Origin of the sequence: Hahella sp. CR1, from assembly GCF_029813005.1 — a bacterium.
Taxonomy (GTDB): Bacteria; Pseudomonadota; Gammaproteobacteria; order Pseudomonadales; family Oleiphilaceae; genus Hahella.
In genome coordinates this window covers 159,268-173,314 of sequence record NZ_JAPELK010000008.1, presented here as the reverse complement: position 1 = coordinate 173,314, position 14,047 = coordinate 159,268, and the positions used below count along the sequence as shown (strand labels likewise).

Here is a 14,047-nt window from a genome sequence, read left to right as displayed (position 1 = left end):
GTCCCGCTTTTTAGTGATGTCCGATGTGTATGGGCAACTTGCGCACAAACCCCAATATTCTAGTGGATTGGGTCATGACTGTCTATTTATTTTCCAATAATCTTTGGCAATTTTATTCTTTATCAAGTTCCGCGCACCCGAAACCCAGTGCGCATACAAGCCAATACGAAGACAGATTGACCTATTTCAGACCCAGCACATCCTGCATGTCATACAGCCCCGGAGCCACGCCATGCAGCCATAAGGCCGCTTTAACGGCGCCTTTTGCAAAAGTCATGCGACTGCTCGCCTTGTGCGTTATTTCTATACGCTCCCCCATCGTCGCAAACATCACCGTATGGTCGCCAACGATGTCGCCCGCGCGAATCGTCTCAAAACCGATAGTCTTTTTATCCCGCTCCCCGGTGATGCCTTCACGACCATAAACGGCGCACTCATTCAAGTCGCGCCCCAGCGCCTCAGCTACAACCTCACCTAATCTCAACGCAGTACCCGACGGCGCATCCTTTTTAAAACGATGATGCGCCTCGATTACTTCCACATCGTAATCGTCACCCAGCGTTTTTGCGGTCAGCGCAAGAATATTCAACAGTAAATTCACACCCACGCTCATATTGGGGGCAAATACTACCGGACAGTCCTTCGCCGCTTCAGACAAGAGCGTTTTTTGCGACTCACTGAATCCCGTCGTACCAATCACTATCGCTTTACCCTCTTTACGACAAAGCGCCAGTAACTCAAGCGTGGTCTCCGGTGAAGTGAAGTCGATAATCACATCAAAGTCGTCCAGCACTTGCGCCAAGTCATCGACGCAGGCCACGCTTTTTTTGCCCACGCCAGCGATTTCTCCGGCATCAGCGCCAACCAAAGAGCTGCCAACTCGCACAGAAGCAGCTCCCAAAGAAGCATCCGGGTTATCGCAGACCGCTTCAACCAACACTTTGCCCATGCGCCCGGAAGCGCCCACTATCGCTACTCTGGTCATGCTTATTCCTTTGTTTTCTCTGGAATATTACTGTTATAGGCGTTCCGCCACCGCTCCAATACAAAAAAACCGGCGTTCGCCGGTTTTTCGTTGCGCATGCAGACTGCTAGAACTTCATATCGTCAAAAAAGCTTTTCACGCCTTCAAACCAACTATGCTTTTTTGGCGCTTGCTGTCCGCCGCTCTCCTCCATTGAGGCTTGAAACTCGCGCAGCAAATCCTTCTGTTTCTTGGTCAGGTTTACAGGAGTTTCCACCACTACCCGACACAGCAAATCTCCTGGCGCGCCACCACGAACTGGAGTTACACCCTTTCCGCGCAGACGGAACAGCCTGCCAGTTTGCGTTTCCTCTGGAATCTTGAGCTTCACCCGCCCATCAAGCGTGGGCACTTCAAGCTCACCACCCAATGCTGCGTCGACAAAGGAGATTGGCACTTCGCAATACAGATTTCTGCCATCGCGGGTAAATATCTTATGCTCACGCACAGCGACCTGAACATACAAATCTCCCGGCGGGCCGCCGTTTACTCCCGGCTCGCCTTCACCGGATAAGCGAATGCGATCGCCAGTATCCACACCGGCGGGAACTTTAACCGAAAGCGTCTTCTGCTCTTCCACATAGCCGCTGCCGTGACAGGAGCGACATGGGTTGCGAACAATCTTTCCTGCGCCACGACAGCGAGGGCAAGTCTGCTGGATAGAGAAGAAGCCCTGTTGCATGCGGACCTGACCAGCGCCGTTACAAGTGCCGCAGGTTTCAGGCTGCGTGCCTTTTTCTGCGCCGCTTCCGCCGCAACCATTACACTCTACTTGAGAAGGAACGCGAATCTTCACGGTTGTGCCGCGAACCGCTTCTTCCAAGTCGAGATCCAGCGTATACCTTAAATCTGAGCCGCGATTCGCCCGAGTGCGACCTCCGCCGCCCCCGCCAAATATATCGCCGAATACGTCGCCGAATATATCACTGAAACTGGCTCCACCGCCGAAACCGCCGGCCCCAGCATTGCCATCCACTCCGGCGTGACCGAACTGGTCATAGGCCGCTCTTTTCTGGTCATCAGAGAGCACATCGTAGGCTTCAGTAGCCTCTTTGAACATCTCTTCAGCCGAAGCGTCTCCGGGGTTTCTGTCCGGGTGATATTTCATCGCCAAACGCCGGTAAGCCTTCTTGACATCTTTACCGTCTACGTCCCGCGAAACGCCCAACACTTCGTAATAATCGCGTTTTGCCATAACTTAATCTTATGCGCCAACTGCAAAAAAACCGGATTATAACCTAAACACAATAAGGCAGTGCGGTTAAATTCCGCACTGCCTCAGGCATGCAAGGAGCCGGACTATTTCTTATCGCCGTCCTTAACTTCTTCAAACTCGGCGTCGACTGCGTCATCCGCTGGCTTAGCAGCTGCGTCTTCAGCTTGAGCGCCAGCGTCTCCGCCTTGCTGTGCAGCCTGCTCAGCATACATCTTCTGCGCCATGGAAGAAGATGCTTCGCTCAGCTTCTGCATTCTGTCTTCAATAGCTTCTTTATCGTCGCCTTTGATCGCTTCTTCCAGCTCTTTGATAGCTGCTTCAATGGCCACTTTTTCTTCAGCAGTCACTTTATCGCCAGCATCTTTAAGCGTTTTCTGAGTAGCGTGAACCAGAGCGTCCGCCTGATTGCGCGAAGACGCCAACTCTTCAAACTTCTTATCTTCCGCCGCATGCGCTTCCGCATCCTGCACCATCTTATCGATTTCGTCTTCGCTCAAGCCAGAAGAGGCTTTGATAACGATGGACTGCTCTTTTCCAGTCGCTTTATCCTTCGCAGATACGTGCATGATACCGTTGGCGTCGATATCGAAGGTCACCTCAACCTGAGGCACGCCACGCGGCGCGGGAGGCAGACCAGTCAAATCAAAACGGCCTAATGACTTGTTCATTTGCGCTTGCTTACGCTCGCCCTGCAGAACGTGGATAGTCACCGCAGTCTGATTGTCTTCCGCAGTAGAGAACACTTGCGACTTCTTGGTCGGGATAGTCGTGTTCTTCTCAATGATCGGCGTGGAAACGCCGCCCATGGTTTCAATGCTCAAAGACAATGGCGTCACGTCCAGCAGCAGTACGTCTTTCACGTCACCAGACAATACCGCGCCCTGGATAGCTGCGCCGATAGCGACCGCTTCATCAGGGTTAACGTCTTTGCGCGCTTCTTTACCAAAGAAGTCGGCTACTTTGCTCTGCACCATAGGCATACGAGTCTGACCGCCAACCAGAATCACTTCGTCGATTTCTGAGGAGCTGCAACCAGAATCTTTCAGTGCAATGCGGCATGGCTCAAGGCTACGCTCAACCAGCTCTTCCACCAGACTTTCAAGTTTGGCGCGAGTCACTTTAACGTTAAGGTGCTTAGGACCACTTGCATCAGCAGTAATGTACGGCAGATTCACATCCGTCTGCTGACTGCTGGAAAGCTCGATCTTAGCTTTCTCTGCAGCTTCTTTCAGACGCTGCATCGCCAATGGGTCGCCTTTCAGGTCGATACCGGAATCTTTCTTGAATTCCTGCGCCAGGTAGTCGATCAAGCGCAAGTCGAAGTCTTCACCACCCAGGAACGTGTCGCCGTTGGTGGCCAGCACTTCAAACTGCATCTCGCCGTCTACATCAGCGATTTCGATAATGGAGATATCGAAGGTTCCGCCGCCCAGGTCATAAACGGCCACTTTACGGTCGCCGCCCTTCTTGTCCATACCGTACGCCAACGCCGCCGCAGTCGGCTCGTTGATAATACGCTTAACTTCCAGACCGGCGATTCTGCCTGCGTCTTTGGTAGCCTGACGCTGCGCGTCGTTGAAGTAGGCCGGTACGGTGATAACCGCTTCCGTCACCTTCTCGCCCAGGAAGTCTTCCGCCGTTTTCTTCATCTTTTTCAGAACTTCGGCGGAAATCTGGGGAGGCGCCATTTTCTTGCCTTTCACGTCGACCCAAGCGTCGCCATTGTCAGCCTTGGCGATAGTGTAAGGCACCATTTTGATGTCTTTTTGCACTACATCGTCTTCAAAACGTCTACCAATCAGACGCTTGATGGCGAAAAGAGTATTCGTGGGGTTAGTTACCGCCTGACGCTTGGCGGATTGACCTACCAGCGTCTCATCGTCGGTGTATGCAACGATAGAAGGCGTAGTGCGTCCGCCTTCAGAGTTTTCAATAACGCGCGGCTTGTCGCCTTCAAGAATCGCTACACAGGAGTTTGTAGTCCCCAAGTCGATCCCGATAATTTTACCCATAATTTCTACTCCTGAAAAAATCTCGCTAATTGATTACCAGCTAATATTGGAGTTGATCTCAATTTTTCAACCCGAAGCTGGCGGGATTTTGTACGTTTTCAACCAGCGCTGAACGCGTATAAAGCGCGATCAGACGCCTTTCGACACCATAACCATGGCTGGCCGGACCAAACGTCCGCTCAGTAGATAGCCTTTCTGCAATACCGCAATAACGGTATTCGGCTCTACATCGGCTTGCGGCACCATGGACATGGCCTCATGAAATTCCGGGTTGAAGGGCTGCCCCATGGGATCAACCACCTCCACTTCGAATTTTTTCAGGCCGGAGTTGAACAGAGACAGCGTCATTTCCACGCCGTCTTTCAAAGTCGTGACCTGGGGTTCGGCGGACTCTGTGGCGCCACAGGCTTCCACCGCCTTTTCCAAGCTATCCACTACCGGCAAGAGCTCTTTCACAAAGCGCTCCAGAGCAAACTTACGCGCTTTCTCAACATCGTTTTCAGCACGACGGCGTACATTCTGCATCTCAGCATGTACGCGCAACATTTGCTCTTTTTGCTCACCGAGCTCCTGCTGCAATCTCTCAATCAACTCGTCACGGTCAGCGGGCTCGCCACTCGCCTGAGCCGTTTCAGCTTGCTCAGCCATTGCGGCTTGCGCCTGATCGTCAGCGATGACTTGTTCTTCTACTTGACTCTTAGAATCTTCAGACATTTGATCGAATCTCCCAAAATCCATCCGATACTTTTGAATTGCCCTCAATATGGGGTCGATCAAACCGGTTTCAACCAGCCAAATATCGACAATCGTCAGGAAATGACGCAGGTCACCCGACATTGACTTCAGTCAGCATCCAAAATGACCGCAAATCATACAAAAAAATACTCCTCGCGCCCTCTTGTTGCGTCATGAGTTTCACTGTATAAACACACAAACAACTGTATATATAGACAGTCACACTTGTAGGACAACGCCCTATGCTCACTCATTTGTCGATACGGAACCTAGCCATCGCCAGCCACCTGGAACTGGACTTTGCTGAAGGCATGACGGCTATCAGCGGGGAAACCGGCGCAGGCAAATCTATTGTTCTAGACGCTCTCGGCCTGACCCTTGGCGACCGAAGTTCTGCGGACATAGTGAGGCACGGCTGTGAACGGGCGGAGGTGAGCGCAGTCTTTGATTTGAGGCGCCTGCCGGAGGCGTTGGCCTGGCTGAAATCCAGAGAACTGGATAATGGCGCGGAATGCATCTTACGCCGAACTGTCACCAACGAAGGTCGATCTCGCGGCTATCTGAATGGGCAGCCCGTCACCATGCAAGACCTTCGCGAACTCGGCGAAACGCTCATGGATATCCATAGTCAGCATGAGCACCAGTCTCTATTGAAAAAGGAAACCCATCTGAAAATGGTGGATGACTTTGGAGGCCACTCCCAGCAGCTTCAACAGGTACGGGACCACTTTCAATCCTGGCGGCGCATAGCCGCCAAACTGAAAGAAAAGCTCAGCCACAGCGAAGAACAGGAAGCGCGAGTGCAATTACTCACTTATCAGGTCGAGGAGTTGGATGCTCTAGCGCTGCTGGAAGGCGAGATTGAGCAATTGGAGCAAGAGCAGGAGCAGCTCGCCAACGCAGAAAATATCATCATGAAAGTTCAGCAGGTCGGCGAAGGTTGCCTGGAAGCAGATGGCGGCTGCATCGACCAACTAAGGCGCGCCATTCATCTGCTGGAGGAAATTAATCTCAACAACGCCTCTCTGCAGACTGCTCGTCAGATGCTGAACGAAGCCATGATCCAGCTTGATGAAGCCAACGGTGAGCTGCGCCATGTACTGGACAGCGTGGAGATCAACCCTGAGCGCCTGCAAGAAGTGGAAGCGAGACTGACCGCCATCTACGATCTTGCGCGTAAGCACCGCGTCGCCCCTGAAGAATTAATGACGCGCCATGTTGAGCTGGCGAGCGAACTCAACAGTTTGACTGATGGTGAAGAGAACCTGGAAAAGCTTGAAGCTCAGTCCAAAGAGCTGGAGCAGAAATACAATCAGGCGGCGCAAAAGCTCACCTCCATGAGAACGAAAGCAGGAGAGAAACTACAAAGCGCAGTGAAAAAGCAATTGGTGAAACTAGGACTGAATCCTGAGTTCATCATCCAGTTCTCGCCTCTGAAATCCCCGTCTGCGCTGGGAGACGAGGAAGCTGAAATGTTAATCAGCATGAACCCTGGCCAACCACCCAAGCCTTTACAAAAGATCGCATCCGGTGGCGAGTTGTCGCGAATCAGTTTGGCGATACAGGTCGTCGCTGCCGCATCCTCGGATACGCCTACATTAGTATTTGACGAAGTGGATGTCGGCATCGGCGGCGGCACGGCGGAAATCGTCGGACGCATGCTGAGAGAGCTTGGGGCGAAAGCGCAAATTCTCTGCGTCACTCACTTAGCTCAGGTGGCTTCCCAAGCCCACAACCACCTTTTCGTGACCAAGCATGTAAGCAGTGGCCAAACGCAATCAGCCATACTCAAATTGGAAGGCAGCGACCGTATACACGAAATCGCCAGAATGCTGGGAGGTGTGGATATTACTGAGCACAGCCTGGCGCACGCACATGAAATGCTGACTTCCAGCCAACTCCAGTAAGATTCCCTACAGCAAAAGGATTTGCTTGTGGCTTTATTTCCGCACCGTCCGTATAGCTGCCTGATGGCTATCTCTATTAGCTATAAATTGGCTATATAAAGGAAGGCTCGATAAGTTTAGAGAGATACGCAGGAATGCGATGGAGCAAATGGAGCAAGAGAGGACAGGATAGCGCTCCAGGGTTTACTCAGCGCTATCCCAACAAACCGGAAGCTATTTCTTCTTTGGCTTCACGTACAGCGTGAGGCTATGGTCAACGATTTCATAGCCGTGCTCTTCCGCAATTTCCTTTTGGCGCTTTTCGATAACCGGATCGAAGAACTCGATAACATCGCCGGTTTCCGCACAAACCATGTGATCATGGTGTTCATCATGATTGAGCTCGAACACCGCATGAGCGCCTTCGAAGTTGTGGCGAAGAATCAGTCCTGCGGATTCAAATTGCGTCAGAACCCGGTAGACCGTGGCCAAACCTACGTCGTCTCCCGCCTCCAGCAGCGCCTTATAAACATCTTCCGCACTCATGTGCCGGTTATCGGCGTTTTCCAGAATACTGAGAATCTTTACCCGCGGAAGGGTTACTTTCAGGCCTGCTTTCTTCAGTTCTACGTTTTCGTTCGTCATTTTACCGGGAAACCCAATACCAGTATCGTTGGCAATCAGTTATCATTCCACGTCACGCCAAGATAGTTTAAAAATATCCATGATGCAAAAGTTACGATCCCTTGTAATCCTCCTTATTATACACACTCTCACAGCCTGCACCTTCCCAGGCGTCTACAAAATAGATGTCCAACAGGGAAACATCGTGGAGAAAGAAGCTGTGGACCAACTCAAGGTCGGCATGAACCGTCGTCAGGTTCAGTATCTATTAGGCTCTCCAGTATTGGAAAGCACGCTCGACCCCAGCTACGACACCTATTTCTATTCTATCCAGCTGTCGGGCGGTAAGATTTATCGTCAGAACATCACTCTGGAATATGAGAATGACATTCTGGTGAATATTGCCAAAGCAAAGCTGCTGCCAGCTGATTTGGCGAACCCCGGCAAGGCTTACAAACTACGTGGTCAAGCTGAGCCTTCTGAGACAGTGGAAGAGACGGACGTTTATAAAACGACCAACTAAGCGTTCAGCAAAACAGGTTTGATCAAGTTTAGCTAACCCTTTTTGGCCCGATTCAGTCGGGCCTGCTTCGGATCTATTTTGAGTGGCCGATATATCTCCACTCGGTCGCCCTCTCTCAGAGCATGGGATTTGGGGTCTGAAATGGCCTTACCAAATATCCCCATCTTTGCCGACTCCAGCTCTATTTGCGGAAAAAAGTGAGTGACGCCAGACATCTGGACCGCCTCATAGGCGGTAGTTCCCTCCACCACAGCCAGAGGAATGATCTTCTGCTGCTCAGGTAAGGCATAAGCTACCTCCACCTGAATTTTTAATTTATCCATGCTCACGCTCACTTCTACGCATCAGTATTTCCGCCATGCGTCAGAGAATTCGATTCATAACGCAAAATAGGCGCGGCCTAGCGATAGATCACCTGCGCGCGTTTGCAGAACGCATCCACCATAGTTCCAGCGGCCTGGGAAAACACGGGCCCAAGCGCCATCCCGGTTAATGCGCCAGTCAGCTCATACTCCAGCGCTAACGCCACTTTGCAGGCAGCTTCGTCCAGAGCCAGGAAGCTCCAGCGGCCCTGAAGCTTGCGAAAAGGTCCATCCACCAATGTGAGGATAATTTCCGAAGGACGCACCAAACTATTACGGGTAGTAAAAGCGTGTCTTACTGAGCCCTTACTGACCTGGATGCGCGCAAGCATTTCATCAGAACTCTCTTGAATCACTTCCGTCATTCCGCACCAGGGCAGGAATTCAGGGTAGGCGCGCACGTCATTCACCAGATCATACATGCGCTCAGCAGAGTATGTGACCAGCGCACTACGACTAATCTGGGGCAACCTCGTTCTCCTCTTCTACGTTTTCAACATTCACTTCCGGGTTCACCGGGGCGGATTTCACCAAATCCACCTCTTCCGGTTCGGCCTCTTCCAGGACTTCCTTACTGCTACTCACGACTTCTTCCGAGCAAAGCCCGCCGTTTTTCGGAGCGGTGAATTCACAGCTATGTAGCAGCAAGTCAAAAACCATGGAGATTTGTATAACAATCAACACAGGAACACAAAAGTATCTCAGCAGCGGATAGCCCCAGCGAAACAATCGCTGTTCGGGGCTAAGGCGCAAAGCCTGTGCAAGCCGCTCATAAGGGAGCACATAGCCGCATAATACTGTCAGCAGACATCCCGCCACCGGCAGCAAGATCGTGGACACCACAAACTGCAGTAGACTGAATAGCGGAATGCCCGCCAGTTGCCAATGCCGATGTCCCGCCATGGACATAACCAGCAATGCGCCCAGCCCCCATAACGCAACATGGGTGATGGACGCAGCGCTGACCCGCGATAACGAGTATCTTTCCTGTAACCAGGCGACGCCGGGCTCAATCAGGAAAACCGCGGAACTCCATGCGGCCAGCGTGAAAAAGATAAAGAATAAAACGCCGAACACTGATCCCATCGGCAATTGACCCAGCGCCAGTGGAAGCGATTGAAAGATCAAGGAGAATCCCTGGTCTGGAGGCAGCTCCGCTTTTAACAGCCAGGACAACACCACCAGCCCCGCGACAGCGCCAACTAATAGATCCGCAAAAGAGATGATCAATACTGAGCGCCCGACTTTGCCATGATTAGGCATGTAAGCGCCCAACACCATCATGACGCCTGCGCCAATGGACAGAGAGAAAAAGGCGTATTTGTAGGCGGCCAGCACGCCCGCCCAGGAAAGAGAAACCGATTCAAATGAAAACAGGTAGCTAAGAGCCCCGCCCAAATCACCATAACGCGCGCTATAGATCAGCATCACCGCAAGCATCGCGAACATCAGAGGAACGATGTACAACATCGCCTTTTCCAGGCCGTGATAAACGCCTTTCACTGAAATGAGAAACACCAGACCAATAAACACACTTAGCCAGATAATCATAACGGTGGTGTTTTGTTGTAGCGCGCTTAAGACGGCCGGCATGGCGCCGGGCTCTATGCCTTGAAACTCACTGAAGGCGGACTTCAGGGCGTAAGACAGCCCCATTCCCGCCACTAATGAATAGACCACCACCGTCAGCAACGCGGCGATGACCATAAGGCCTCCGGTCCAACGCCACAGAGAAAAGCCTGTGCCTTGACCGCCCACGCTCTGTAACACGTCAACAGGGTTACGACGCACGTAGCGCCCAAGTCCTATTTCCAATACCGCCAGCGGCAGGGTCAGGGTCAGCAGCGCCAACGTATAGGCGATAAGAAAAGCCAGTCCGCCGTATTCCGCCATCAGGGAGGGAAATGTCCAGATGTTGGCGAACCCCACGACGGCGCCCACGCCCGCCATGACGAACGTGCGCTGCCTGACCCAGCGGTCACGGCCCTGCAACAACATTCCAACTTTTGAATTCAAAGGCACTCAGACATCCGTTAATTCACAGCAATTGAGAGGTTCGACGGAATTCTACGTCGACGACGATGGCGCATTGTAGCGGATTATGCTGACCCAAGTCAGGAGACCTTAGCCATATGGATCAGGTTAATTTACAATAGCCGACTTTGTCCGAGAATCGTAAGGAAATATGAGTCAAGCCAAAAACAAAAATACCGGGTCCACCATCGCCCTGAATAAGAAGGCCCGCTTCGACTATCACATTGTTGAAAAGTTCGAGGCCGGCCTCGTGCTGACCGGTTGGGAAGTCAAAAGCCTGCGCGCCGGAAAGTGTCAGTTAGTGGATTCCTATGTATTACTGAAAGACAGTGAAGCCTGGTTGTTAGGCGCCCATATCACACCGTTGAAGGAAGCCTCCACTCACGTCATTGCAGATCCCACCCGCACTCGTAAGCTGCTGCTGAATCGTCGTGAGCTCAACAAGCTGATCGGCGCAGTGTCGCAGACGGGCCACACTTGCGTGCCTTTGGCCCTTTACTGGAAAGGCAATAAAGTGAAATGCGAAATTGCCCTGGTGAAAGGCAAGAAGGATTTCGACAAGCGCGAAACCGAAAAAGAGCGCGACTGGAATCGTCAAAAACAACGCGTTATTCGCGATCATGTTAAGCAGTGACCCAGTCAGGATAGGAAAGACGTTCTTATCCTGATTCTCTCCTTTCTCACACTTCATTGCCGTATCGGGTTGAGCTAACGCCACTCACCTACCATACTTACCCGTCAAAGCAAGCGTTTGCGCACGACCGTATTCCGTCGACAACGCATAACGCCGAATCTAACCTCATTTAATCACGGACAGCTTTGACGAGGCGGCTATGAAACCACATGGAGAGCCGATGTCGGCGGTAGACACCGCCTGGTTGCGCATGGAGCGTCCCGCCAACCTGATGATGATCTGCATTGTGCTGGTTATGGAAAATCCCGTCCACGCCAGCGAACTCAAACAATTATTCACCCAGCGTTTACTGCCCCTGCCCCGCTTCCGACAGACAGTGCATAAAACCGAACATGGCTGCTTCTGGCGCGACGACGCCAACTTTAATATCGACAATCATGTGCATTTAGTTGGACTACCCGGCGAGGGAAGTCAGCAGGATCTGCAAGATCTGGCCAGCGATATCAGCAGCACGCCGCTGGATTTCAGCAAACCGCTCTGGCAAGTACATTTGGTCGACCGTTACCAGAGCGGCTCCGCGATGATTATTCGAGTTCATCACTGTATCGCGGACGGCATTGCGTTGACCCGAGTCCTGCTGTCCTTAGCGGATCAAAAAGACGGCTGCTCAGCGCCTCAACAGGTTAACCCGATATCAAAACCCGCCTCTTGGAGTGGCGTCGCCGCCAAGGCCCTGCATAACGCCATGCATATCGGGCAGGAAATAATAGAAGAAGGCAAGTCTCTGGCGCGCCATCCAGAGCAACTCCTGGCCATAGCGCGCCAAGGCGTCGCAATGGGGTCGGAGGTCGCCCGCGTCGCCGCGCTGCCGGCCGATCCAGCCACCTGTTTTAAAGGCGATCTAAGCGGGAGAAAGCGCCTCGCATGGGCGCAGCCATTAAACTTCCCACAAGTAAAGCAGACTGCGCAGGCTCTGAAAGCGACCATCAATGATGTGTTGTTGTGCGCGGCTACCGGCGCTTTGCGGCGTTATCTGGTGGAACGCTGCATTGAGCTGGATGTGGAAACAATTCACGCCGCCGTGCCTTTCAACCTGCGCCCATCGGAAGAGCCGGCCGACGCTCTGGGCAACCAGTTCGGCCTGGTGATTGCGCCATTGCCGATCGGCATTCATGACGTGGCGGAACGTTTTGAAGCAGTGCGCCGCGATATGCTGGCGCTTAAGCATTCTCAACAGGCGAAAGCGTTTTACGGATTACTGGGGTTGCTTGGCAAAGGCCCGGACTTTCTGGAGCAAACGGCATTGGAGATGCTAAGCAGAAAAGCGTCTGTAGTGATCACCAATGTGCCTGGCCCCAAACAAGCGCTATATCTGGCGGGCAGTAAATTACTGACGCCCATGATTTGGGCGCCGCAATCTGGAGAGGTCGGCATCAGCCTCAGCATTATCAGCTATGATGGAGCAATTCAGTTCGGCGTCGCGGTAGATCAGGGGCTGATACCCGATCCAGACAAGCTGGCCGGCTACTTTGTCGACGCATTTGCAGAACTGCGAGCACTGACCAAAACCCGCTCCGCCAGTTAATCGAGTTTCTCTGCGAACCCACCGCCCAGCGCCTGATACAACGCCATCATATTCTGCAATTGCGCCAGACGGTTCGCAGTGAGCTGCAATTGCGCAGAGCGCCGTGTTTCCTGCTGGTCCAGCCAGGCTTGCACGCCTGTGGCGCCGGAGCGATAACGGACCTCCGCCAGACGCTCGGCTTCAGAAGCCAGCTTGAACGAAGTGCGCAATGCGTCTTCCTGGGCCATCAATTGTGTTCTGGCGGAAAGTTTATTTTCCACCTCCGCCAACGACGAATAGAGTTTCTGCCTGAACTCAATCACCGCCTGCTCATAGGCGGCTTCGGAGACCTGAATATTCAATTGCGTCTGCCGCCACTGCAGGAATGGCAGACTGAGTCCCGCCCCCAAGGATGCAACGGGATTGCGCAAGATATCCGCCAGTTCCGAACCGCCTGTCGCCAGCGATCCGGTCAGGCTGAAGCTGGGGTAATAACTGGTGCGACTATGGTCCGTATCAGCCAGAGCGCTGCGCAAACGCATCTCCGCCGCCTGCATGTCCGGCCTTCGCGCCAGCAATGCAGCAGGGGTAGCCAAAGGCAAAGTGGGCATCGTCATTGCAGGCAGAGTTTTGGGGTCAGGCGTGGTGTTTTCCGGCGCCTGATCAAACAGAATCGCCAGGGCGTTTTGCGCTTCCACTTTGTCCTGCAGCAGTGTGGTCAACGAAGCGCGCTGACTCGCCAGATTCTGCTCAGCCTGAATCAAGTCCAGATTGGAGACCGCGCCGCTACGATGTTTCACTTGAGCCAGTTCCAACGCTTTGGCCGTGTATGCCAGCGACGCCTCGCTCGCGGCGATAGATTCATTCAGATAGGCCAGACGCCAATACAGATTCGCAGTGGTCCCGATCAACGCCAATGCGGCGCCCGCCCTGTCCTGCTCGGTCGCCATCGCTTCCCAATGAGCCGTGTCGCGAGCGCTGGACAGCTTCCCCCACAGATCAATCTCATAGCTCAATCCAAGAGAAGCGCCAAAGGACTTACTGCTGGTATGGGCGTCAATATTGCGCTCCCGGGAAGCGCTGAACTGCGCGGTGACATCCGGCGTCAGATTGCCGTCTGCGATGCCTGCGCGCAGTCGGGCCTGACGCACTTTCAACGCCGCCAACGCCATGTCGCTGTTACTCTGTAGCGCCCGTTCGATCAAGCCATTCAATTCCTGATCCTGAAACGCCCGCCACCATTGCTCGGACGCCAACGTCTGCTCTCCATTCACTGGCGCATAGCTCCAGGAGGCGGGCAGCTCCAATTGCGGCCGCGTATATTGCGAGCGCGCCAAGCCTTCACACCCCGTCAACAACATGGAGGACAGCAACAAAAGAGCTATGTGTTTTTTTCCGCCCGCGTTTATGGAACTCACTCGCTTTACTCCAAA

13 protein-coding genes are annotated in these 14,047 nt (G+C 53.0%); 4 read left to right on the top strand and 9 right to left on the bottom strand.

Going from position 1 to position 14,047, the window contains the following annotated elements; all coding sequences use genetic code 11:
- Nucleotides 1-181: 181 nt before the first annotated feature.
- The 4 genes from dapB to grpE all read right to left on the bottom strand — a co-directional run bounded on the left by dapB (nt 182) and on the right by grpE (nt 4,966).
- Complete coding sequence (dapB, locus tag ONV78_RS19750) at nt 182-985, bottom strand: 4-hydroxy-tetrahydrodipicolinate reductase (protein WP_279505753.1); 804 nt, start codon at nt 983-985, stop codon at nt 182-184.
- A 106-nt stretch (nt 986-1,091) separates the two neighbouring features.
- Entirely contained in the window at nt 1,092-2,219 is a 1,128-nt protein-coding gene (dnaJ, locus tag ONV78_RS19745; RefSeq protein WP_279505751.1) for a molecular chaperone DnaJ, read from the bottom strand.
- Nucleotides 2,220-2,323: 104 nt separating this feature from the next.
- Nucleotides 2,324-4,252, bottom strand: a complete 1,929-nt coding sequence (gene dnaK, locus ONV78_RS19740) for a molecular chaperone DnaK (RefSeq protein WP_216736901.1) — start codon at nt 4,250-4,252, stop codon at nt 2,324-2,326.
- 129 nt (nt 4,253-4,381) lie between these two features.
- A complete protein-coding gene (grpE, locus tag ONV78_RS19735) occupies nt 4,382-4,966 on the bottom strand; it encodes a nucleotide exchange factor GrpE (protein WP_216736900.1) in 585 nt (194 codons plus the stop codon).
- Between the two features lie 263 nt (nt 4,967-5,229).
- Between grpE and recN the strand changes: the two genes are divergently transcribed.
- Nucleotides 5,230-6,894: a DNA repair protein RecN gene (gene recN / locus ONV78_RS19730; protein WP_279505748.1), complete on the top strand. Its 1,665-nt coding sequence runs from the start codon at nt 5,230-5,232 to the stop codon at nt 6,892-6,894.
- Between the two features lie 213 nt (nt 6,895-7,107).
- Here recN and fur read toward each other — a convergent pair whose 3' ends face one another.
- Entirely contained in the window at nt 7,108-7,518 is a 411-nt protein-coding gene (gene fur / locus ONV78_RS19725; protein ID WP_011395166.1) for a ferric iron uptake transcriptional regulator, read from the bottom strand.
- Nucleotides 7,519-7,702: 184 nt separating this feature from the next.
- On the opposite strand from fur, the gene ONV78_RS19720 reads away from it, so the two are divergent.
- Nucleotides 7,703-8,020 carry an outer membrane protein assembly factor BamE gene (locus ONV78_RS19720; protein WP_164887379.1) on the top strand — a complete coding sequence of 106 codons (318 nt, stop codon included), beginning with the start codon at nt 7,703-7,705 and terminating at the stop codon, nt 8,018-8,020.
- Nucleotides 8,021-8,052: 32 nt separating this feature from the next.
- Here ONV78_RS19720 and ONV78_RS19715 read toward each other — a convergent pair whose 3' ends face one another.
- The 3 genes from ONV78_RS19715 to ONV78_RS19705 form a co-directional block, all read right to left on the bottom strand.
- Complete coding sequence (locus tag ONV78_RS19715) at nt 8,053-8,343, bottom strand: RnfH family protein (protein WP_216736898.1); 291 nt, start codon at nt 8,341-8,343, stop codon at nt 8,053-8,055.
- 77 nt (nt 8,344-8,420) lie between these two features.
- Nucleotides 8,421-8,852: a type II toxin-antitoxin system RatA family toxin gene (locus tag ONV78_RS19710; RefSeq protein WP_127973285.1), complete on the bottom strand. Its 432-nt coding sequence runs from the start codon at nt 8,850-8,852 to the stop codon at nt 8,421-8,423.
- Entirely contained in the window at nt 8,839-10,404 is a 1,566-nt protein-coding gene (locus ONV78_RS19705) for a sodium-dependent transporter (RefSeq protein WP_279505744.1), read from the bottom strand. Before ONV78_RS19705 ends, ONV78_RS19710 begins: the two co-directional genes overlap by 14 nt.
- 163 nt (nt 10,405-10,567) lie before the next feature.
- On the opposite strand from ONV78_RS19705, the gene smpB reads away from it, so the two are divergent.
- Together smpB and ONV78_RS19695 are read left to right on the top strand one after the other, a co-directional pair.
- Nucleotides 10,568-11,050, top strand: a complete 483-nt coding sequence (smpB, locus tag ONV78_RS19700) for an SsrA-binding protein SmpB (protein WP_279505742.1) — start codon at nt 10,568-10,570, stop codon at nt 11,048-11,050.
- 199 nt (nt 11,051-11,249) lie between these two features.
- The gene (locus ONV78_RS19695; RefSeq protein WP_279505741.1) at nt 11,250-12,635 is read left to right on the top strand and encodes a wax ester/triacylglycerol synthase family O-acyltransferase; all 1,386 of its coding nucleotides are present in this window, start codon (nt 11,250-11,252) and stop codon (nt 12,633-12,635) included.
- On the opposite strand, the gene ONV78_RS19690 is transcribed toward ONV78_RS19695, so the two are convergent.
- Nucleotides 12,632-14,032: an efflux transporter outer membrane subunit gene (locus ONV78_RS19690; RefSeq protein WP_279505738.1), complete on the bottom strand. Its 1,401-nt coding sequence runs from the start codon at nt 14,030-14,032 to the stop codon at nt 12,632-12,634. The genes ONV78_RS19695 and ONV78_RS19690 overlap by 4 nt on opposite strands.
- Nucleotides 14,033-14,047 lie beyond the last annotated feature (15 nt).

Coding starts and splice junctions, on each gene's coding strand:
- dapB (WP_279505753.1), bottom strand. CDS start 985: ATGACCAGAGTAGCGATAGTGGGCGCTTCCGGGCGCATGGGCAAAGTG.
- dnaJ (WP_279505751.1), bottom strand. CDS start 2,219: ATGGCAAAACGCGATTATTACGAAGTGTTGGGCGTTTCGCGGGACGTA.
- dnaK (WP_216736901.1), bottom strand. CDS start 4,252: ATGGGTAAAATTATCGGGATCGACTTGGGGACTACAAACTCCTGTGTA.
- grpE (WP_216736900.1), bottom strand. CDS start 4,966: ATGTCTGAAGATTCTAAGAGTCAAGTAGAAGAACAAGTCATCGCTGAC.
- recN (WP_279505748.1), top strand. CDS start 5,230: ATGCTCACTCATTTGTCGATACGGAACCTAGCCATCGCCAGCCACCTG.
- fur (WP_011395166.1), bottom strand. CDS start 7,518: ATGACGAACGAAAACGTAGAACTGAAGAAAGCAGGCCTGAAAGTAACC.
- ONV78_RS19715 (WP_216736898.1), bottom strand. CDS start 8,343: ATGGATAAATTAAAAATTCAGGTGGAGGTAGCTTATGCCTTACCTGAG.
- smpB (WP_279505742.1), top strand. CDS start 10,568: ATGAGTCAAGCCAAAAACAAAAATACCGGGTCCACCATCGCCCTGAAT.
- ONV78_RS19695 (WP_279505741.1), top strand. CDS start 11,250: ATGAAACCACATGGAGAGCCGATGTCGGCGGTAGACACCGCCTGGTTG.